At 49.2% G+C, this 20,118-nt stretch carries 16 protein-coding genes and 2 pseudogenes; 4 read left to right on the forward strand and 14 right to left on the reverse strand.

Annotated features, from left to right (window positions below):
• Positions 1–222 precede the first annotated feature (222 nt).
• From AXE77_RS02395 to miaA, 3 genes are all read right to left on the reverse strand, one after another.
• Positions 223–696 (reverse strand): Fic family protein, encoded by a 474-nt coding sequence (locus AXE77_RS02395; RefSeq protein WP_116711940.1) that lies wholly within the window; start codon positions 694–696, stop codon positions 223–225.
• Positions 693–1,205, reverse strand: a complete 513-nt coding sequence (locus AXE77_RS02400) for a Panacea domain-containing protein (protein WP_116711941.1) — start codon at positions 1,203–1,205, stop codon at positions 693–695. Before AXE77_RS02400 ends, AXE77_RS02395 begins: the two co-directional genes overlap by 4 nt.
• 158 nt (positions 1,206–1,363) lie before the next feature.
• Positions 1,364–2,374 carry a tRNA (adenosine(37)-N6)-dimethylallyltransferase MiaA gene (gene miaA / locus AXE77_RS02405; protein ID WP_116711942.1) on the reverse strand — a complete coding sequence of 337 codons (1,011 nt, stop codon included), beginning with the start codon at positions 2,372–2,374 and terminating at the stop codon, positions 1,364–1,366.
• On the opposite strand from miaA, the pseudogene AXE77_RS06945 reads away from it, so the two are divergent.
• The 4 genes and pseudogenes from AXE77_RS06945 to AXE77_RS02420 all read left to right on the forward strand — a co-directional run.
• Positions 2,357–2,452, forward strand: a pseudogene (locus AXE77_RS06945) (hypothetical protein); the annotation flags it as partial. The gene miaA and the pseudogene AXE77_RS06945 overlap by 18 nt on opposite strands.
• Positions 2,439–2,624, forward strand: a pseudogene (locus tag AXE77_RS06950) (pentapeptide repeat-containing protein); the annotation flags it as partial. The pseudogenes AXE77_RS06945 and AXE77_RS06950, both read left to right, overlap by 14 nt.
• Positions 2,625–2,650: 26 nt before the next feature.
• Positions 2,651–3,478, forward strand: coding sequence for a GTP pyrophosphokinase (locus AXE77_RS02415; RefSeq protein WP_116711943.1), 828 nt, complete (start codon positions 2,651–2,653; stop codon positions 3,476–3,478).
• Between the two features lie 144 nt (positions 3,479–3,622).
• Positions 3,623–4,372, forward strand: a complete 750-nt coding sequence (locus AXE77_RS02420; protein ID WP_116711944.1) for a Bax inhibitor-1/YccA family protein — start codon at positions 3,623–3,625, stop codon at positions 4,370–4,372.
• A 913-nt stretch (positions 4,373–5,285) separates the two neighbouring features.
• Here the strand turns inward: AXE77_RS02420 and tuf are convergent.
• From tuf to AXE77_RS02475, 11 genes are all read right to left on the reverse strand, one after another.
• Complete coding sequence (gene tuf, locus AXE77_RS02425) at positions 5,286–6,485, reverse strand: elongation factor Tu (RefSeq protein ID WP_116711945.1); 1,200 nt, start codon at positions 6,483–6,485, stop codon at positions 5,286–5,288.
• A 168-nt stretch (positions 6,486–6,653) separates the two neighbouring features.
• Complete coding sequence (fusA, locus tag AXE77_RS02430) at positions 6,654–8,783, reverse strand: elongation factor G (protein ID WP_116711946.1); 2,130 nt, start codon at positions 8,781–8,783, stop codon at positions 6,654–6,656.
• A 42-nt stretch (positions 8,784–8,825) separates the two neighbouring features.
• On the reverse strand, positions 8,826–9,296 hold the full coding sequence (gene rpsG, locus AXE77_RS02435) for a 30S ribosomal protein S7 (protein ID WP_075523050.1): 471 nt from the start codon (positions 9,294–9,296) through the stop codon (positions 8,826–8,828).
• Between the two features lie 3 nt (positions 9,297–9,299).
• Positions 9,300–9,671 (reverse strand): 30S ribosomal protein S12, encoded by a 372-nt coding sequence (rpsL, locus tag AXE77_RS02440; protein ID WP_003813881.1) that lies wholly within the window; start codon positions 9,669–9,671, stop codon positions 9,300–9,302.
• Between the two features lie 291 nt (positions 9,672–9,962).
• A complete protein-coding gene (locus tag AXE77_RS02445) occupies positions 9,963–11,111 on the reverse strand; it encodes a cell division protein FtsQ/DivIB (RefSeq protein WP_430886646.1) in 1,149 nt (382 codons plus the stop codon).
• A gap of 251 nt (positions 11,112–11,362) precedes the next feature.
• Complete coding sequence (murC, locus tag AXE77_RS02450) at positions 11,363–12,928, reverse strand: UDP-N-acetylmuramate--L-alanine ligase (protein WP_116711948.1); 1,566 nt, start codon at positions 12,926–12,928, stop codon at positions 11,363–11,365.
• On the reverse strand, positions 12,918–14,126 hold the full coding sequence (gene murG, locus AXE77_RS02455; RefSeq protein ID WP_116711949.1) for an undecaprenyldiphospho-muramoylpentapeptide beta-N-acetylglucosaminyltransferase: 1,209 nt from the start codon (positions 14,124–14,126) through the stop codon (positions 12,918–12,920). The genes murC and murG overlap by 11 nt, the downstream gene beginning before the upstream one ends.
• Before the next feature lie 51 nt (positions 14,127–14,177).
• Complete coding sequence (locus tag AXE77_RS02460; RefSeq protein ID WP_116712066.1) at positions 14,178–15,314, reverse strand: peptidoglycan glycosyltransferase FtsW; 1,137 nt, start codon at positions 15,312–15,314, stop codon at positions 14,178–14,180.
• 199 nt (positions 15,315–15,513) lie between these two features.
• Positions 15,514–17,127 (reverse strand): UDP-N-acetylmuramoyl-L-alanine--D-glutamate ligase, encoded by a 1,614-nt coding sequence (murD, locus tag AXE77_RS02465; RefSeq protein WP_116711950.1) that lies wholly within the window; start codon positions 17,125–17,127, stop codon positions 15,514–15,516.
• A 179-nt stretch (positions 17,128–17,306) separates the two neighbouring features.
• Positions 17,307–18,410 carry a phospho-N-acetylmuramoyl-pentapeptide-transferase gene (gene mraY / locus AXE77_RS02470; RefSeq protein ID WP_116711951.1) on the reverse strand — a complete coding sequence of 368 codons (1,104 nt, stop codon included), beginning with the start codon at positions 18,408–18,410 and terminating at the stop codon, positions 17,307–17,309.
• A gap of 34 nt (positions 18,411–18,444) precedes the next feature.
• On the reverse strand, positions 18,445–20,073 hold the full coding sequence (locus AXE77_RS02475) for a UDP-N-acetylmuramoyl-tripeptide--D-alanyl-D-alanine ligase (protein WP_116711952.1): 1,629 nt from the start codon (positions 20,071–20,073) through the stop codon (positions 18,445–18,447).
• Between the last annotated feature and the right edge of the window lie 45 nt (positions 20,074–20,118).

The following is a 20,118-nucleotide window of genomic DNA, read 5'->3' on the forward strand; positions in this document are numbered from 1 at the left end:
ACTGTAGATATGCTCGCCATGAATTGTCTGCGATAACATGGGGGCAGAAAAACTGCCACACGGCCAGCAGACTACGCACGTAGAAGACCGAGGGTACGGTCACCGGACCGGGGTTCAATTCCCCGCGACTCCACAAACGCAAAAACGCCACTGCTCAAACAGTGGCGTTTTTTGTAGTAAAACCCAATGTTTTCAACACTTAAGCTACGCGTCAAAATCTAATTAATTAACTTCATTCGATAATAAATGAGCATGCGAACGTAACTGTTCAGCTAAACTAGCACGAGCAATCTTACCTTCCACAATATTCTGAATCCACTTATATAAATCATTGTCAAAAGGATTCGCACTATCCTCAATATCAAGAATAATTCCATTATTGCGAAGTAAAGCTACACACGTTAATACTGTCGTGCGCTTATTGGCATCAGGAAAAATATGGTCTTTAGCAAGATGCGTAGCAAAGTCAGCAATTTGGTCAAAAATATCCGTATAGTTATTTCGATCAGCTGGAGAACTATCAAAAATAATCGCAAATGAAGAATACAAAACATTTTCAACACTGCCCTGAACTTCTTGCTTAACAGTAGCGAGTCCTTGGCTTGTATCAACAATCTCTCGTTGAATAGAACACACTATTTCTGCGAAGGCAACAATCTGTTCCTCATTCCAAACAAGAGCATCATACTGGCTCATGCGTCACCAAGAATACGCAAAGTATTCGGATACTGTTTTTTTACAGCATCTACAGCACTAATAAACGTATTCTTCTTAGCAGGATACGAAGTAACATCTGACGATTGCAAAATATTCTGCACGAGAATCGGCTTACTTTGCAAAGCATCATACACATTGTGCCACGCACCACCAGCACGATGCACATAATTTACCAAATCAAACGCATTCATCCAAGCATATTTTTCAACAACAGTATCTACAATATGATCAGCATACTGGTTAGTTTCGTGATTAGGCGCATTGAAAATACGATTCCGCCCAAACTGCTTAAACTCGTTATAAACGCTAGGCTCTACAGGACCATATTCCCAAGCTTGAATTTCATCCGTAAATAACGGACGCTCAGGATTATTACGCAACGATTCCACTTGCGCAAAATATACTAGTTTATTCAAAGTGAGATTGGTTAATGCTAGCTTTTTCCCGTATCGATCAATAAAAATTGATGCTATGTCTAAAGCTTTCATATTTAATCTCCTTTCAACAAACTTATCACGCACACAAAAGTAAAATACATTCTACAAAATATTTCGTTAATAATACCATAAGATCATAGGACGAGGCGATATTCCGACATTTTCTGTATGCGTATGTAAAGCAAATGTCGCTCCTTAGCCAAATTCCGCTATTTTTTAACGGATCCGAGATGGTGCTGAGTAGCGTGCTCAGTTGCGTCGGAACTGTCGCCGTCGAACTCCCCCGCATCCGCAGAATCAACCAACGCGAGCGCAGCATCCACAAGATCCGGACGCAACGCATCCAACCAGTGGATGCGCGCATCCCTGCCAAACCAGCCCATCTGCTTACGCGCAAGCCGACGCGTTTTCTGCGCAATATCCGCAAAAGCCTCATCCTCGCTCCACACGCCATCCAAATAATCCATGATTTGCTGGTAGCCGAGCGCGCGCGCCGCCGTAACTCCCAAACGCCCGCGAATTTCGCGCACCTCATCCACAAACCCCTGCTCGCGCATAATCTGCGTGCGCAGATTCACGCGCTTGTCCAAATCCTCACGCTGCAAATCCAAACCAATCTGCACGCAATCAATCACGTACTTATACCGCGGAAGCGTGGCGGAATAAGGCTTCCCAGTAAGCTCAATCACCTCAAGCGCGCGAATTGTGCGGCGCGGGTTACGCGCATCCATGTGAGCAGCCGCAACCGGGTCCTTCCGCTGCAACTCTGCGAAAAGCGCGCCCGCACCTTCCATGCGCTCGCGTGCCTCCAAAGCCGCACGCACAGACTCATCCGTGCCCGGAAAAGTAATATCATCCACGGCGGCGCGCGCGTACAACCCCGATCCTCCAACTAAAATCGGCCGCACCCCACACGACTGTAGCTCGCGAATACACTGCCGCGCAAGCATTTGGAAACGCGCCACGGTCATCGTCTCCTCCGGATCGATAATATCCAGCAGATGATGAGGCACTTCCGCCTGCTCCTCAGCGCTCGCTTTCGCCGTGCCAATATCCATACGCCTGTACATTTGGTACGCGTCTGCATTGATAATTTCCGCACGCACCCCGCGCTCGGCTAGTTTTTTAGCGAGCGCAATACCCAGGCCGGTTTTGCCGGAAGCCGTTGGGCCAACTATTGAAATCACTTTCGGAATGTTGTTCTGCTTGTTTTCCGACACGGCACACTCCTCAACTCGCGCAACGCTAACTTACGCAACGCTAACTCACGCAACGCTAACTCGCGCAACGCTAACTTACGCAACGCTAACTCGCGCAACGCTAACTTACGCAACGCTAACTTACGCAATCCTAACTCGCGCAACGCTAACTCGCGCAATCCTAACTTACGCACATACAAATCTGACTTATCTTAAATATTATACTTTTACCCCACGCACCCGCCGTCTAACGAATCTCAAACACGCTTAGCAGATTCTCGAGTATGATAGTTACTCGTGATACTTGATCGTCATAATCGCGTAAACGCAGCAGAATTGTATGCCCGACTTCACAGCAACGAAGCAATGAACGAGGCAATTAGTGAGCAGGGCGTTGACAATAACGCTAATACAAACGAACATGCGCACGCCCAGCACAATTGCCCCCACTGCGGCAAATCCGACTTCCCAACGCTGCCGGAAGACCAAATCGACGAATTCGTGAACATGATGCAAGTGTACGAAGGCGCAATGTACGAAATCAGCACCAAGCTTGAGATTCTCGACAGCGAGTTTCAAGTGCGCTTCTCCCACGACCCGATTCACCACATGGAACGCCGCCTTAAGTCCGTGCACTCCATTTTTGAGAAGCTGCAGCGTCGCCATCTCGACATTTCCACTCGCTCAATTCGCGACAATCTTTTCGACGTTGCCGGCATCCGCGTAATCTGCAACTATCGCGACGACGTGTACTCGGTAGCGCAGTATCTTTCTAAGCAAACCGACATTCAGGTGCTGCAAGTCAAGGATTATATTAAAAATCCTAAGCCGAATGGCTACCGTAGTTTGCACGTGATTTACGCCGTGCCGGTGTTCTTATCATCGGGCGCGCACTACACGCCGGTTGAGGTGCAGTTCCGCACGATTGCGATGGACTACTGGGCTAGTTTGGAGCACGCGTTGCGCTACAAGGCTGGTTTGCCGGACGCGAAGTTGGCAGAACATTCGCAGACCTTGCTTGATTGCGCGCTGAGTTTGCAGAATATTGAGGCACAAATGCAGGGTATTCACCGCGATATTAATGGTGCGCCTCAAGTTGAGGAAGCGCCTGATCGCAATTCGTGAAGACGCTGCGTAAAGACGCTACGAAAGTATATTTGTGCAAACGTACTAAATTGCTTTACATTTTTTAGCATTTTTTAAGATGATTTAGATAACATGATATGAAAACATTATATTGTTAGCGTCTTGTATCTTTTAAGGAGAAAAATGGCAGATTTGAAACAGCAATTTTATAGTGGCACGCAAAATCCTACTATTATTGACACGCACGCCACGTACGCTTTTGAGGAAGCACAACGCACTTCGGTTGGCCGCACTTATGGCGAGATGACGCTGGGCCTTATTGTTACCGCTCTTACTGCAATGTTCACGCAAACCGGCAACTTTTTCATTAGTTTTATGGTTGCGACGCGCGGGCTTGGTTGGATTCTGCTGGTAGTTGCGCAAATTGCGATTGCTCTTATTATGGGTATTCGCTTGATGAAAATGAGCACCACCACGGTACGCATTTTGTTCTACGCTTACGCAGTGCTGACAGGATTTACTATGAGCACGGTTTTCCTGGCGTTTAGCCTGGGATCTGTGGCTCTTGTGTTTGCGCTTACAGCGGGCTTCTTCCTCTGCTTAACAATGCTTGCGCTTACCACTAAGAAGGACTTGCTTAAGATGGGTCCGATTTTGATGGTTGCGTTGGTGGTGCTGGTGGTAGCGCAGATTATTCTTTCGTTTGTGGCACCTGGCGCTGGAACTTTGCGACTTGTGGCCGCAATCGGTATCATTATTTTCGCTGGACTGACGGCTTACGACGCTCAGAAGACTCGCGCCTTGCTTAATAATTACGCGGATCAGCCGGAGATGGTAAAGAAACTTTCGATTTTCTGCGCTTTCCAGCTTTATTTGGACTTTATTAACATGTTCATTTATTTGCTGCAGTTGCTTGGCGATAATAGAGACTAACAACGCTAAAACTAACATACGTGTGTTAGTTGCTTAGTTATTCAACCCTGCCGAATCAGTATTTGGCAGGGTTTTATTATGCGCTCTGCGCTCCAAACGCGAACGTTACCCACCACCCAAGTCCACAAACGCAGGAGATTTTCCGGCAAATGTTCCAGAAAACCACCAAAACAGCAACATTTTCCGGAGAAAAAACTCCGGAGAATGTTCCATAATTACGCAAATTCAGCAACAAACGCCGGAAAATCTCCGGCAAATGTTCCAAAAAATGGCCAAAACGCTCGCGCGGTCTAGGCGCGCTCGCTACTGAGCTTGCGTTGAAAGCACACCGTGCTTTCAACTTGAGCAAGCTCACGCTCCGAGTTGCCTTCGCGCGCACAATGCTGCGCGAAAGCAGGTCGTCGCGCCTGCGATGCTGAAAACTTTCGAGGCTCATCAGAGTAACTATTTACAAGACCAGCCAAACACCAGCCAATCCAGCAACAAAACCCAGTTAAAACTCCGGCAAATGTTCCAGAAAACCACCAAAACAGCAACATTTTCCGGAGAAAAAACTCCGGAGAATGTTCCATAATTACGCAAATTCAGCAACAAACGCCGGAAAATCTCCGGCAAATGTTCCAAAAAATGGCCAAAACAGCAACATTTTCCGGAGAAAAAACTCCGGCAAATGTTCCAAAAAACAGCAAACCGATTATTCCTTTACATCGTTGTAAAGGAAAAATCGAAATCTTGCGAAAAAACGATTAAAACTTTACATCGTTGTAAAGGAAAAATCGAAATCTTGCGAAAAAGCGATTAAAACTTTACAGCCGCGTAAAGGAAAAATCGCGCACGAATACAAAAAGACCCCACGAGTTTCCTCGCGGGGTCTTTGTTAAGCCTTAGCTAATACTTTCAGTTAGAGAAAATACTAGGCAAGAATCTTGGTCACACGACCGGAACCAACGGTACGGCCACCTTCACGAACTGCGAAGGTCAAGCCCTCTTCCATTGCGATGGCCTGGATCAACTCAACAGTGAAGGTTGCGTGATCGCCTGGCTGAACCATCTCAACGCCATCTGGCAAGGTGATAACGCCGGTGACGTCGGTGGTGCGGAAGTAGAACTGTGGACGGTAGTTGGAGAAGAACGGCGAGTGACGGCCACCTTCGTCCTTGGTCAAGACGTAAACTTCGCCTTCGAACTTGGTGTGTGGGGTCACAGAACCTGGAGCAGCCACAACCTGGCCACGCTCAACGTCGGTACGGGTGATACCACGGAGAAGAAGACCAGTGTTATCGCCAGCTTCAGCCTCATCCATCTGCTTGTGGAAGGTCTCGATGGAGGTAACGGTGGTGGTCTGGGTGTCACGCAAACCAACAATCTCAACTGGGGTGTTGATTGGGAGCTTACCACGCTCAACACGACCGGTGACAACGGTACCACGACCGGAGATGGTGAACACATCTTCGATTGGCATCAAGAATGGCTTGTCAAGATCGTGAGTTGGGGTTGGAATGTACTCGTCAACAGCCTTCATGAGCTCCTTGACAGTCTCTACCCACTTGTCGTGATCTGGAGCATCATCGTGCAAAGCACCGTAAGCAGAGGTGCGGATGACTGGGCAGTCGCGATCGAAGCCGTTTTCTTCGAGGAGGTCACGAACCTCTTCTTCGACGAGGTCGATAAGTTCTGGATCATCAACCATATCGCACTTGTTCAAAGCAACGAGGATCTTCGGCACGCCGACCTGCTTTGCGAGCAAAACGTGCTCACGGGTCTGAGCCATAGGACCATCGGTAGCAGCAACCACGAGGATTGCGCCATCCATCTGAGCAGCACCGGTGATCATGTTCTTCACGTAATCAGCGTGGCCTGGAGCGTCCACGTGAGCGTAGTGACGCTCAGCGGTCTGATACTCGATGTGGGCGATGTTGATGGTAATACCGCGTTCCTTCTCTTCTGGAGCGGCATCAATCTGATCGAAGTCATACTGAGGGTTCAGATCTGGATACTCGCCATGCAGCACCTTAGAAATAGCCGCGGTCAAGGTAGTCTTACCGTGATCAACGTGACCAATGGTACCAATGTTAACATGCGGCTTAGTACGCTCGTACTTTTCCTTTGCCATGTGTTTGTCCTCCTGGACGTCTCGTAGTTTGCCTCACACATTTGTGAGAGGTCTTTCGCTACATATTACTGGGTTTCTGGGTTAGGTGCCACTTCGGTGCCAGAACCCAGTCAACGTAGGAAATTCTAGCGTTGACCGGGGACAGAAAACACCGAAGTAGCGTGCGCTTTATTCGCCGCGCTGAGCCTTAATAATCTCGTCCGAAACGGCCTTCGGAACCTCCGCGTAAGAGTCCATCTGCATGGTGAACATTGCGCGGCCCTGAGTCTTGGAACGAAGATCGCCAATGTAGCCGAACATTTCGCTCAGCGGCACCTTGGCGTCGATGACCTTCACGCCGGTTGCATCAGTCATGGACTGGATGTTACCGCGGCGAGAGTTCAAATCGCCCATGACGTCGCCCATGTACTCCTCTGGAGTACGGACTTCGACGGCCATGATTGGTTCGAGAATTACCGGGTTAGCCTTTGGAGCAGCTTCCTTGAAGCACATGGAACCTGCGATCTTGAAGGCCATTTCCGAAGAATCGACATCGTGGGTCTGACCGTCGGTGACGGTAGCCTTGACGCCCACGACTGGGAAGCCTGCCAACACGCCGGATTCCATAGCTTCCTGCACGCCTGCGTCGATGGAAGGAATGAATTCCTTGGTGATGTGGCCACCGGTGACTTCGTTGAAGAACTGGTAGGTTTCGCCAGATTCCGTATCGAGAGGCTCGAAGTTCATCAAAACCTTTGCGAACTGACCAGAACCACCGGTCTGCTTCTTGTGAGTGTATTCCTGGTTCATAACAGCCTTACGAATCGTCTCACGGTAAGCAACCTGTGGCTTACCAACGTTCGCTTCGACCTTGAACTCACGGCGCATACGATCAACGATAATGTCGAGCTGAAGCTCACCCATACCGGAAATCAAAGTCTGACCGGATTCTTCATCAGTCTTAACCTGGAAGGTAGGATCCTCGTCAGAAAGCTTAGCCAAAGCCAAGCTCATCTTTTCCTGATCAGCCTTCGTCTTTGGCTCCACAGCCACCTCGATAACTGGATCTGGGAAGGTCATGGATTCCAAAGAGATTGGGTTCTTTTCGTCGCACAAGGTATCACCAGTGCTGACGTTCTTCAAACCAACGAAGGTGTAGATGTTGCCGGCTTCTGCGGAATCTACAGGATTTTCCTTATCAGCGTGCATCTGGAAGATCTTGCCGACGCGTTCCTTCTTGGACTTGGTGGAATCGTACACGGAATCACCTGGCTTCACTTCGCCAGAGTAAACGCGCACGAACACGAGCTTGCCATAGAATGGATGGGTCGAAATCTTGAAGACCAATGCTGCGAATGGATCGGTGTTCACTGGCTTACGGTCGATTTCAACGGATTCGTCGCCTGGCTTGAAGCCCTTAATGGATGGAACATCCTCTGGGCTTGGAAGGAAGTCGACAACGGCATCCAACATTGGCTGAACGCCCTTATCCTTGAATGCGGAACCGCAGGTTACAGGGAAGGCCTTACGTTCGATTGTAAGCTTACGAATACCAGCGCGCATTTCTTCTTCAGTAAGTTCGCCGGATTCGAGATACTTCTCAACCAATTCGTCGTCAGCTTCAGCAACCTGATCCATAAGTTCGGCACGATATTCTTCGGCGCGCTCCTGCAAATCTGCAGGAATGTCGACGGTGTCGTAGTGAGCACCCATATCGTCCTTAACGTCATTCCAGACGTAAGCCTTCATGCGAATCAAGTCGACAACGCCAAGGAAGTCGTTTTCAGCACCGATTGGAAGCTGAATAACGAGTGGGGTTGCGCCGAGCTTCTCCTTGATGGTCTTGACGGAGTAGTAGAAATCAGCGCCAAGCTTATCCATCTTGTTGATGAAGCAAATACGTGGAACGCTGTACTTATCTGCCTGACGCCACACGGTTTCAGACTGAGGCTCCACGCCTTCCTTACCGTCGAAGACTGCCACAGCACCATCGAGAACACGCAGGGAACGCTCCACCTCAGCGGTGAAGTCCACGTGGCCTGGGGTATCGATGATGTTAATCTGGTAACGGTCATCAACGTCATGAGTTTGACGCTTCCAGAAGCAGGTGGTTGCAGCAGACTGAATAGTAATACCGCGTTCCTGTTCCTGAGCCATGAAGTCCATGGTAGAAGCGCCATCGTGAGTTTCACCGATCTTGTAATTCTTACCAGTGTAGTAAAGAATACGTTCGGTGGTAGTAGTCTTACCAGCATCGATGTGTGCCATGATGCCGATATTACGAACCATATTCAGGTCGTTAAGCACATCTTGTGCCATATTCTTATCCTTAGCTCTTTAAGATACCGATTATCTTGTGGATTACCAGCGATAGTGAGCAAAAGCCTTGTTTGCTTCTGCCATCTTGTGGGTATCCTCGCGGCGCTTCACGGAAGCACCCAAGCCATTGGAGGCATCGAGAATTTCGTTAGCCAAACGCTCAGCCATGGTCTTCTCGCGACGAGCGCGGGAGAAGTCAGTAAGCCAGCGGAGGGAAAGAGTGTTTGCGCGAGCAGGCTTCACTTCGACTGGAACCTGGTAGGTTGCGCCACCGACGCGGCGGGAACGAACCTCGAGGCTTGGACGAATGTTGTCAAGAGCGCGCTTCAATACGGAAACTGGCTCCTGCTCGGTCTTTGCCTTCACCTGCTCAAGAGCGGTGTAGACGATGTTTTCTGCGATGGACTTCTTACCATCGAGAAGAATCTTATTAATCAACTGAGCCACGACGGTCGAGCCGTAGATTGGATCAGGAAGCAGCTGATGCTTTTTTGCAGGTCCTTTACGTGACATGTTTTACTTCGCCTTCTTTGCTCCATACAGGGAACGACCCTGCTTGCGGTCCTTGACACCCTGGGTATCGAGCGCACCACGCACGATGTGGTAACGAACACCTGGGAGATCCTTCACACGGCCACCACGCACGAGCACGATGGAGTGCTCCTGCAAGTTATGACCTTCGCCTGGAATGTAGGCGGTTACTTCAATACCCGAGCTGAGGCGCACACGAGCAACCTTACGAAGCGCAGAGTTTGGCTTCTTAGGAGTGGTGGTGTACACACGGGTGCACACGCCACGACGCAGCGGGCTACCCTTCAAGGCCAAAGTCTTTGACTTCTTCGGCTTGGCCTGACGTCCTTTGCGGACAAGTTGTTCAATCGTAGGCAACTTAAGTTCTCCGATTCATTGATATGTTCTGTTTGGTGAAAACCGCCACACTGCAGCACACCTTAACGCATGAATCGGTTAAAGAGTAAAAGCCACAGTCCACCGGCCCGATGGCCCTCGCACCTCCAGCCACGCATTACTGCGCACTATCTTTGGCACTTGGGATATCCCAACCCGCACGCCTATTACATAAGGCACGCCGTTGGCACACACGAATTACTATTATACAGCAAGCTGAGACAATATATATTCTCGCTTTACTCCCGCTATATTCTCACCTATATTGTTCTGTTATTTAAGAATCGGTCGCACCGGAGCGGACACGTCGAGACAATGTTTGTCACCAATTTTGCTTGGATCGTCAATAATTTTGGCAACAATTGCCTTCTTTAGCGCAAGCTGCGAAGAATTACCCCATACGATAGTGCGGTGCACTCCCCCCAATTCCGTCTCCACCGAATCCTGCGTTTTTGCAATCACTTGCGTCACTCTTATACGCAAAGATTCCGGCAGCGAACTTACAATTTTCACCGCTTCTAACACTGCACGACTGCGCAAACTGCGATCAATATTACTCACTTCAATTACCGGTATGCCTTGGGTGGAAGCGTGCGCTACCGCATTAAGCACGCGTCCTTGGGCATCAACCGCCGTAAGCTTGCTTTCTCCGCGAGTCTTTAACATCGCTGCAGGACGTTGCGCGCGCACGATAATTTGCAAGCTTTGCGGAAATTCTTTGTTTACTTTTGCCTCGGTTACGCCTGGAATATCGTTGAGTTGCCCGATTACTTCCTGCGACGACACCAAAAATAGTGATTTGTCTACTTGCGTTGAAGCAATAGAAGCAATTTTTTCTTTGCTTACCCATTCGTTAGAACCGGAAATACTGATATTGCTAGCTTTTAGACGAAATACGGGCGAGAAGAACAGCAGCCACGAAAGTGCGCAAACCGCTACAAGAATAAGCACTATGGTTACGACCCGACGAACAGTGAAGTGCAAGTAAGCCGACTTTTTTTCTTGCAACCGTTCACGAAAATCAATAATGCGAGGTCGCGTAACCATGCCAAGCGAGCCGGAAGTCTGATTTAACGTTTTTTTCACGAAGTCCAAACCTGGCAGTCGCCGTGCGTCTACAAACTTTCCTTGACGCTGGTTTGAAGGCTGGCTATTGGCAACCACGCGATTGCGCAAGGAAGGCTGATTTTCGGCAGTCGAATCTTGCTTAATTGCAGATTGCTTAATTGCAGCTGTTTTCGAGGAGGCTTTTCTGTTTGATACGACTCTATTGCTGTTATTGTTTTTATTATTGTTATTATTCTTATTATTCGATACAGCTTTTTTATTTGATACGTCTTTTCTATTCGATACGTCTTTTTTATTAAACGCAACTTTCGAATTCGAAACAAACCTTTGTTGCGCAACTGATTTTTTTCGTATCGCAACTCGCGCGGTAGTAGTTTTTACAACACCAGTTTGAGACCGGCTGATTTCGCGTTGCTCGTCGGTTTGCGCCAAATTAACGCTGGAAACGGCACGAGGATGCGGTTTTTTTGCAGCAGCATCGTCTGATTTGCTCACCACCACGCGTCCCATGCCGTTACCTTTCACAACGATTATTTGGTATTCACCATATTCTATCAGCAAGCGCACGTCTATCACGCACGCAAGCCTTGCCAATCAGCCGCAGCCTACAGCGCTTCTAGCATAACAGCAGTCATAGCGGTAATACTCCCCGCACCGACGGTTAGCAACACGTCGCCAGCGCTCGCACGCGCCACCAAACGCAACGCAGCCTCGCGCATATCTTCCACCGCTTCCATTGGCGTGGAAAGCCCCTGCGCACGTGCGGCATCAACAATGGTCGACGCATGTATGTCGGCAAAATCTTCCTGCTTTTCGCGAGCCGGGAAAATGCCCGTAACAATCACATCGTCTGCAAGTGCCAACGCCTGAGCGAATTGGTCGGCAAAAGAGCGCGTGCGAGAGAACAGATGCGGCTGGAATAGCACGCACAATTGGGCGGAAGGATAACGTCTGCGAGCTGCGCGAAGTAACGCAGCAATCTCGGTTGGGTGATGTGCATAGTCGTCCACAACCGTTACGCCGTTAACACATCCGCGAATATCAAAGCGACGAGACGCACCGCGGAAACTTGCCGCACCTCGCGCAGCATCTTCCGGATTCATGCCGAGCAACACTGCAGCAAGAATCGCAGCCGAAGCGTTGCGCGCGTTGTGTAAGCCTGGAATAAGTAAGCTAACTTGCACTTTGCGAGCATTATTATCGGCTAGAGCTTCCGGCAAAACAAGCGTAAACACTTCCCTTCCGCTACCAGCTTGCTCAGTTTCGTGGTCGATTGCAGCGAACATTGTTAACTTTTGTACGCGCGCGCTCACCTTTGATTTCCAAGTATTTTCGTCACCATACGCAACGCTTATGCGCAAAGTTGAATCCGGCATCGCCTCAAGCACTTGACGAGCACCATCGTCGTCCGCGCATATAATCACGTTGTTTACGGCGTGACTTACGTGTTCGCAGAATGCTTCGCGATAGTGCTCGCTGGAACCGTAGTGGTCTAAATGATCCGCTTCTGCGTTTGTTACGATTGCGATTGCTGGACGATATTTTTCAAAGCTTCCGTCGGATTCGTCGGCTTCGGCAACCATAACGCTGCCCTTGCCTGCGTGACCTCCATCGATAACCGCACCGTCTGCCGCTTGTATCGAGCCGCCGATAGCGTAGCTTGGATCCGCAAGTTCTCCCGTTCCTGCGGTGGTAAGTATGTGCGCGAGCAGTGAGCTTGTAGTGGTTTTGCCGTGGGCACCCGCTACCGTAACTCCGCGCTTGTTGGCAAGCAGTAACGCAAGAATATCGCTGCGGTGAACGAGTTTTACCCCCCGTTCGTATGCAGCTACGATTTCTGGATTGTTCGGTTTAATAGCGCTTGAATATACGAGTATGTCGGCATGTTCGACGTGGGAAGAATTTTGTCCAATTGCTACTTCAATACCTAGCGTTTCTAAATGTTGAGTGTGGTCGTTTGCTTCCCTATCGCATCCACTAACGCTTACGCCTTCTTCGTGGAGCATTTCCGCTAGTACGCTCATGCCGGCTCCACCGATGCCGATGAAATGCACTCGCCCGAGCGTAGTGACGCTTTGAGAATCGTCAAATGCCGCTTGTATAGGGTTCAAATTAATACGATTGCACACCGTACCCAACGATGAAGCAGCATTACTAGTATCAGTCGTCATAATCCCCACCTTCACTTACGACTCCAAGAATACGCTGTGCCATAACGTCTGCAGCGTTGCGAATTCCGTAGCTCCACGCTTGCTTACGCATCGTTTTAAGACGATTCACATCTTGCAGCAACGTCAATCCTTCTTCACGCAACCATTCTGCAGTAAAGTCGGCATCCTCCACCATTATGGCGCCGCCAGCGTCAACTACAGGCTGCGCATTAAAACGCTGCTCACCGTTGCCAATTGGAAGCGGCACATACACTGCGGGAAGTCCCAATGCAGAAATTTCCGCAACCGTTCCAGCACCAGCCCTGCATATAACTAAATCTGCACACGCAAAAGCCCAGTCGATTCTTTCTAAATATTCCGCAATATGGTAGTCGCCCAATCCTGCATGTTCCGGTTTAATATCGTTTATTTGCGATTGACCCACTTGTTGCGCAACAATATTGCGAACTTCTTCCGCTTTTGCGCGGCCAGTTAAGTGAATTACTTGCGCATGCTGCAATATGTCGCTTGCGGCGCCCGCTACAGCCCGATTAAGGCTTTGTGCTCCTAAAGACCCGCCGGTTACGAGAATAATTGGTCGTCGAGGATCAACACCGAGTTGGTAGGCACCTTCCATGCGCGCAGCATCGCGATCTTCCTCAAATTTTTCGCACAGTTGCGCAATAGCTGGTCGAAGCGGCAATCCGACTCGCTCCACTTCGACACCTTTGCGAGCGCGCAAACCCGTAGTATCGTACACCGTTCCCACTTTGGTTGCCCAGCGAGCGCCCAGCCTGTTTGCCATGCCAGCTTTTGCGTTTTGTTCGTGAACAACAATCGGAATATGCTGCGCGTGAGCTTGAGAGTACACGGGGGCTGCAGCGTAGCCGCCAAAGCCGACAACAATATCTGCTTTTCGTTGCGCTAATATGTCGCGAACTTTGCGTTTTTCACGCAACCAACGAATAGGAAAAGTAAGAGCAGCCATATTTGGTTTACGCGGGAACGGCACTTTTTCGATAGTGTCGAGTTCGTAACCGGCCTGCGGAACTAAAGTACTTTCCAAACCAACTTTTGTGCCGATTACACTAATATTTGCTTGAGGCGCACGTTTTTTCAACGCGTCCGCGACGGCCAGCAGCGGGTTGACGTGTCCCGCAGTGCCCCCTCCTGCGAGAACAATATGCACGTCGTGCTGGTTGTTATTGTTAGTGTTCATAACTTGCCTCTTGTTGTTCTGTTGCCGCATAAGCGTGCTACTATTTTGCTACTATTTTGCTACTTTTAGCTGCGGGTTTTCTCGCATAAGACCATCCGCCACACCAACCGCAACAAGACACATCACTAACGACGATCCTCCTGCAGAAACGAACGGCATAGGAACGCCCATAACCGGCAGCAACTGTACTACTACCAGAATATTTACTAATCCTTGCCCTACGATCCAGGTGGCAATACACATTAAGGATATGGAAATAAATTTAGATTCCGCTTGCAATGCTGAGGACATCATGCACCAGCCAATCACGATATACAGTAAGACTACTGCGGCCGCCACGAGGAATCCCATTTCTTCGCCGATAATAGCGAAAATAAAATCGTTGTGCGCGTAAGGTAAATAATTCCATTTTTCTCGAGAATTGCCGATACCTACTCCAAGTAATCCGCCGGAAGCCATGGCGTACTGTGCGTGAATGGCTTGGAAGCACACGCCTCGGGCAGCTTTTGCGTCACATCCGTGGAGTGTTGCGAGAATACGCCGCATACGGTTTTGGCTTGTTAATACCAAAAGCGCCACCAGCACTACTGCTACAGCGATACTTCCTACCAGCCAACGCGTTGGGAATCCGCCGAGATAGAACGCTATTAAAGCTATGAAAATAATAATTAGGGCGGTTCCAAGATCCTTGCCAGCAATAACGAGCAGCAGGGATAGGCCGAGTCCTGCAGCTGCGGGAATATACGCGCGCATTTGCACACATTTATACGCTTGCTTTGCTGCAAGTAGCGCTACTGGAAGCCAAATACATAAGGCGAGTTTCGTAATTTCGGCAGGCTGCAACGTAATAGGTCCTATTGATATCCAACCTGCGTTACCGTTCACCTCGCGTCGAAGTCCCGGCACAAAGGTGAGGAACTGTGCCACTGCAGAAACCGTATAAATAACGGCGATGTAGCGACGATAGTACGAAATAGGAAGTCGAGAAGCAAAAATGTAGCCTATAGCTCCCAAAATGCAGTAAAGCGTTTGGTTGACACCCTGGCCCCACGGTGCTGCACCGTACGTAATCATGGTGACTGAGGAGCTTGAGAACACCATAAATAAGCCGAAAATCGAAAGTATCACTACTGATACCCGCATGCCGTATAAACACCATAACGGGTTAATAAGACTGCGCCAGCCCATGTATTGGCGCAATGATGAATCTTGCGAACTATCAGACGAAGCTTGGCGAGGGGCGGCGGCTTGACGAGAGGCGGCGTTCTGAACAGAAGATTGAGGCGCAACAGCGGCCGCGCCACTTGCTTTTCGCGACGCCAGCTTGCGAGCGCGAGTATTATTACCACGCACCAAATTCTTTAAGGCGCCTAACCACCGCTTCGGATTACTGCTGTTTACTACCATGATCGTGCACCCATCGTTGAGATTCTTGAGCAAAGCGATTGCCGCGATCCGCGTACGAAACGAACTGATCCATAGAAGCGCAAGCTGGCGCCAGCAACACCACATCCCCAGGCTGCGCATAGCTTCCAGCGGCCGCAACAGTCTGACGCATAACCGCTTCACCGAATGAAGAATTTGCTGAAATAAGCGAACTGCTCTCAACCTTACTGAGCACGCAATCGCTAACCTTCGCATAAGACTCAACGCCAGATCCGTCAGGAGCAACAATCGTTACAGGCATATCCGGCGCGGCCGCGTGAAGCGCCTCAACAATCGGACGCTGATCTACACCAATCACCACTGCAGCTTTCATAACGTGACGCTGCTTAGCTACCAAATCTTCAAAATGGCCGCCTTTCGCCAAGCCGCCAGCAATCCAAACAACTGAATTATCTGCAAAACTTGCTAAAGAAGCCGCAGCCGCATGCGCATTCGTCGCCTTAGAATCGTCCACAAAACGAATCGCATGAGCAACATCACCGTCTGTGCAAGGAAGCGTTGCCACAGTTTGAATACGATGCCCGCCAGGAGCAAATTGAACCAACGCCGAAACAGCAGCCTCAACATTACCGGTTAGGCCAAGAGCCAACGCCAAAGCCGTAAGCGCATCAGCCAACAAATGCGGATACACCGTGCCATCAGGCTCACACAAGTGTTGCAAATCCCGCAACGCCACAATGCGCTGCGGCTTGCCAGCAACACCCCCAGCGACGCCACTGTTATCAACAATCCAACCGTCTTCAACACCAATTTCCCCAGCTTGAGGCGCGCCTAAAGTAAAACCAATACGCTTACATCCTTCCGACACAATCGCCGCAAACGCCAAAGCTTTAACCCGCTCGTCCTGAGCGTTATAAACTAAAGCTTTACGCACGTTATTAAATACTTTCGACTTGTCGTAAGCGTACGCTTCCATACCGCCATGCCAATCCAAATGGTCGGCAGCAATATTAGTGATAGCAGCACAATCGAGCGCCAAAGAATCAGTAAAATGAAGCTGGAAGGAGCTTAATTCCACACACAGCGCATCGTGTTCAGGCTCCAAAGCAGCGTGAGACACAGACTTTCCAATATTTCCCACGGCAGGAGCGTTCAAGCCACAAGCGGTGAGCATAGCAGACGTCATTTCCGTAGTAGAAGTTTTACCATTCGTGCCGGTAATACCAATCCAGTAAGCAGGCTGATGCGTATGCTCCGTAGCAACGCGCACTCGCCAAGCCAACTCAACTTCACTCATAACAGGAATATTGCGTTTAGCAGCCTCGAGTAAAAATGGCGTACGCGGATTAAAAACAGGTGACGTCACCACAGCATCAATACTCGACCAGTCAATTGCAGAAAAGTCGTGAATATCCGCTTCAGGCTTACACTCATCCACCGTAACAGGTGACACACCAACCGCACGCAACACTGACACAGCGCCGCGACCAGAAACACCAAGACCAGCCACGAGCACGCGACGGAACGCAAAAGCACCATCACCAGCATTAGTTTGAGATGCGATTTGAGATGCGATTTGAGATGCGAAAGACGAATCATAATGAGACGTATTCATATTACTGCCTTCTTGATGCTTCCTTACTTAAGTTTTAGTTAAGTCTTACGTAACTTAAGTCTTACGTAAGACTTAACTAAGTCTTAATTAAGCCTTACGTAACCCTTACTTAAATCTTATTTAGGTCTCACCAAACTTACCTAAGATTTCTTACGTCTTACCAACAAACCAAACATTGATTAAATCAACAATCCTGAGCGCCCCGCCCAATCGGCGTAGAAAATCATCAACGCCGACAGCACAAACATAAGCTCAATCATCCAGAAACGCACCACAACCTTGGTCTCTGTCCAACCTAAAAGTTCAAAATGATGGTGAATAGGAGCCATCTTAAACACGCGCTTATGCGTCAACTTAAAGAAACCAACCTGAATAACATCGCTCGCCGCTTCCAAAACAAACAAGCCACCCAAAATAACCGCCAAAAACTCAGTGTGCGTAGCAATAGAAAGTGCCGCAAACAAGCCGCCCAAAGCTAAGGAACCAGTATCGCCCATAAACACTTGAGCAGGGTTGGAATTAAACCACAAAAAGCCGAAGCACACAACCGCAGCACACACGGCAATAATAGTTAAGTCGAGAGGATCGGAAACGGCGTAAGAGAAACCAAAATGACCGCCACCGCGCACATGATAACTTTCCCAAAAAGCAATCAAAGCGTAACCGGCGAAAGCAATCATAGACGAGCCAGTAGCTAAACCGTCAAGACCGTCAGTCAAATTAACCGCATTAGACCAAGCCGCAATAAGGAAATTAACCCAAATAATAAACACGACTATGCCAGCAAACTTGCCAAGAACAGAAAAATCAAGGAAAGGACGCTCAATAAAACTCATACCAGCTTGAGCGCTCGCAATACCAGACTGTGTAGGAAGCAGCAACGCTAACAGCGCGTAAATACTAGCAAAAATAATCTGTCCAATCAGCTTAGCATGCACCGAAAGGCCCAGATTCTGCTTCTTACGAACCTTAGCAAAATCATCAATAAAACCAAGCAAACCCATGGAAAGCATGGCAAACAGCACAAGAAATGCAGACCAGGAAGGAGTGCGTCCCATTGACAAGTAGCGGTACAACGCGGAAGCCGCCCAGCCAACAACCACGGCAAGATTAATAACCACACCGCCCATGGTTGGAGTGCCACGCTTAATAAGATGCGTTTGAGGACCGTCTTGACGAATATACTGACCGTAGTGCAAACGATGCACCAAACGAATAAGCAGTGGTGTGCCAACAATCGTCACCACGAGCGACACCACGATTCCAACAATAAGCGCAATCACCGCTTAAACCTCCGTTTTACTGTTACGCTTGCCTTTAGTCTTGTTTGCGAGCAGCACTACCAGCGGGCAGTAATGTTGCCCAACGCTCAGCCAACACGCTCAAACCTGAAGCATGCGATCCTTTCAATAACACCACGCTACTCGGATGTGCAGCCACCAACTTCCACACTACAGCATCCGCAGCCTCAGCACTATGCACAACATGCAACGCATCATCAGCACTAAGGGCCTTATGCTGCCAGTCTTGACGCGCACCGCTCACTATGCACTGGGCAAGATGATCCAATGTTGCATCAGTTTGCGAACCAACCGCCACCACAGCGTCGACACCGGCATGAGCAACATACGAACCAATCTTCTCATGCAACTCGTCTTCGCTGCCACCAAGTTCAAGCATAGAACCGAGTACAGCAATACGGAACAGTTGAGAAGAATCACGCCCGTCAGCACGCTCATACGCGCACAAACCGTCAATACCAGCTTTCATGGAATCAGGATTTGCATTAAACGAGTCGTCAATAAGCGTGAACTGCTCACCATTGTTATGCACTGTACTCAGCTGCATACGGTGAGGACTAATATGCGCAACTTGCGAAAGAACGTCAGCAATATTACGAAGATTCATGCCCAGCAAGCGCGCAACATTTGCCGCGGCGAGCGCGTTCATAACATTATGCGCACCCGGCAAAGCGAGATGCACCTGGACTTGGCAAGTATCATAAGAGTTTTCGCTAGTATTTGAATCCTCGCTAGTATTTGGAGCCGATTTTGCACTAAAATTGCGTTCCGTAAGAGTAAAAATTGGTTTTCCTAACGAATCCAACGCAATATCGCTAGCGCACAACTGATACTCACCAGCAGCCGCAGATTCCAACAATCCGTCGCTAGTATTTTTACCAAACCAACGAGCGTGCTGCTTATCAACCAAATTAGCCATGGCACTAACGCGCGTATCGTCAGCATTCAACACCGCTATGCCATGCGGCACAAGACCGCGAACAATCTCACTTTTTGCTTGTGCAATACGCTCAACGGAACCAAACTCACCCAAGTGAGCTGTACCTACTTTCAGCACGACAGCAACGTCAGGAGGAGCAATATTCGTAAGCGCTGCGATTTCGCCAACGTGATTAGCGCCCATCTCCGCCACTAAAAATCGCGTCTTATCGTTCACTTGCAAAGCTGTAAGCGGCAAACCAATTTCGTTATTAAACGAACCGACAGGAGCCACCGTTTCCCCAATAGTGCTCAGCAGAGCATGCAACATATCTTTCGTAGTTGTTTTACCAACTGAACCCGTAATACCAACAATCGTAAACGGATTATCGGAAGCACGACGAAGACGCAAATTATATTGCGCAAGCAACCCCAACGCTTCAACGCAATTATTCACCACAATCTGCGCTATATCTACGCCGTCAACAATATGCTCAACAATAGCAGCAACAGCGCCGGAATTCTGCGCACTGGAAACATAATCGTGCCCATCTACGCGCTCACCAACCATTGCCACAAAAACAGAACCTTGCTTAACTTGACGAGAGTCGCTACACGCCGAAGTTACAGTATCGTCAGCATTGCCGCCACTAAGCTCTCCATTCACCGCTTTCGCAATATCGCCAACGGTCATCGGCATCATGTGAACATAATCCACAAAACTCATACATCCTCCAAACTACAAACTCACACGACTTGCACAGCAACTATG

The sequence above is a fragment of the Gardnerella massiliensis genome, assembly GCF_003408845.1.
In the GTDB taxonomy this organism is placed as follows: domain Bacteria; phylum Actinomycetota; class Actinomycetes; order Actinomycetales; family Bifidobacteriaceae; genus Bifidobacterium; species Bifidobacterium vaginale_H.

Excerpts from the sequence above, each read along its gene's own strand:
- AXE77_RS02395 (WP_116711940.1), bottom strand. The coding sequence starts at position 696 with ATGAGCCAGTATGATGCTCTTGTTTGGAATGAGGAACAGATTGTTGCC.
- AXE77_RS02400 (WP_116711941.1), bottom strand. The coding sequence starts at position 1,205 with ATGAAAGCTTTAGACATAGCATCAATTTTTATTGATCGATACGGGAAA.
- AXE77_RS02420 (WP_116711944.1), top strand. The coding sequence starts at position 3,623 with ATGGCAGATTTGAAACAGCAATTTTATAGTGGCACGCAAAATCCTACT.
- tuf (WP_116711945.1), bottom strand. The coding sequence starts at position 6,485 with ATGGCAAAGGAAAAGTACGAGCGTACTAAGCCGCATGTTAACATTGGT.
- fusA (WP_116711946.1), bottom strand. The coding sequence starts at position 8,783 with ATGGCACAAGATGTGCTTAACGACCTGAATATGGTTCGTAATATCGGC.
- rpsG (WP_075523050.1), bottom strand. The coding sequence starts at position 9,296 with ATGTCACGTAAAGGACCTGCAAAAAAGCATCAGCTGCTTCCTGATCCA.
- murC (WP_116711948.1), bottom strand. The coding sequence starts at position 12,928 with ATGACGACTGATACTAGTAATGCTGCTTCATCGTTGGGTACGGTGTGC.
- murG (WP_116711949.1), bottom strand. The coding sequence starts at position 14,126 with ATGAACACTAACAATAACAACCAGCACGACGTGCATATTGTTCTCGCA.
- AXE77_RS02460 (WP_116712066.1), bottom strand. The coding sequence starts at position 15,314 with ATGGGCTGGCGCAGTCTTATTAACCCGTTATGGTGTTTATACGGCATG.
- murD (WP_116711950.1), bottom strand. The coding sequence starts at position 17,127 with ATGAATACGTCTCATTATGATTCGTCTTTCGCATCTCAAATCGCATCT.
- AXE77_RS02475 (WP_116711952.1), bottom strand. The coding sequence starts at position 20,073 with ATGAGTTTTGTGGATTATGTTCACATGATGCCGATGACCGTTGGCGAT.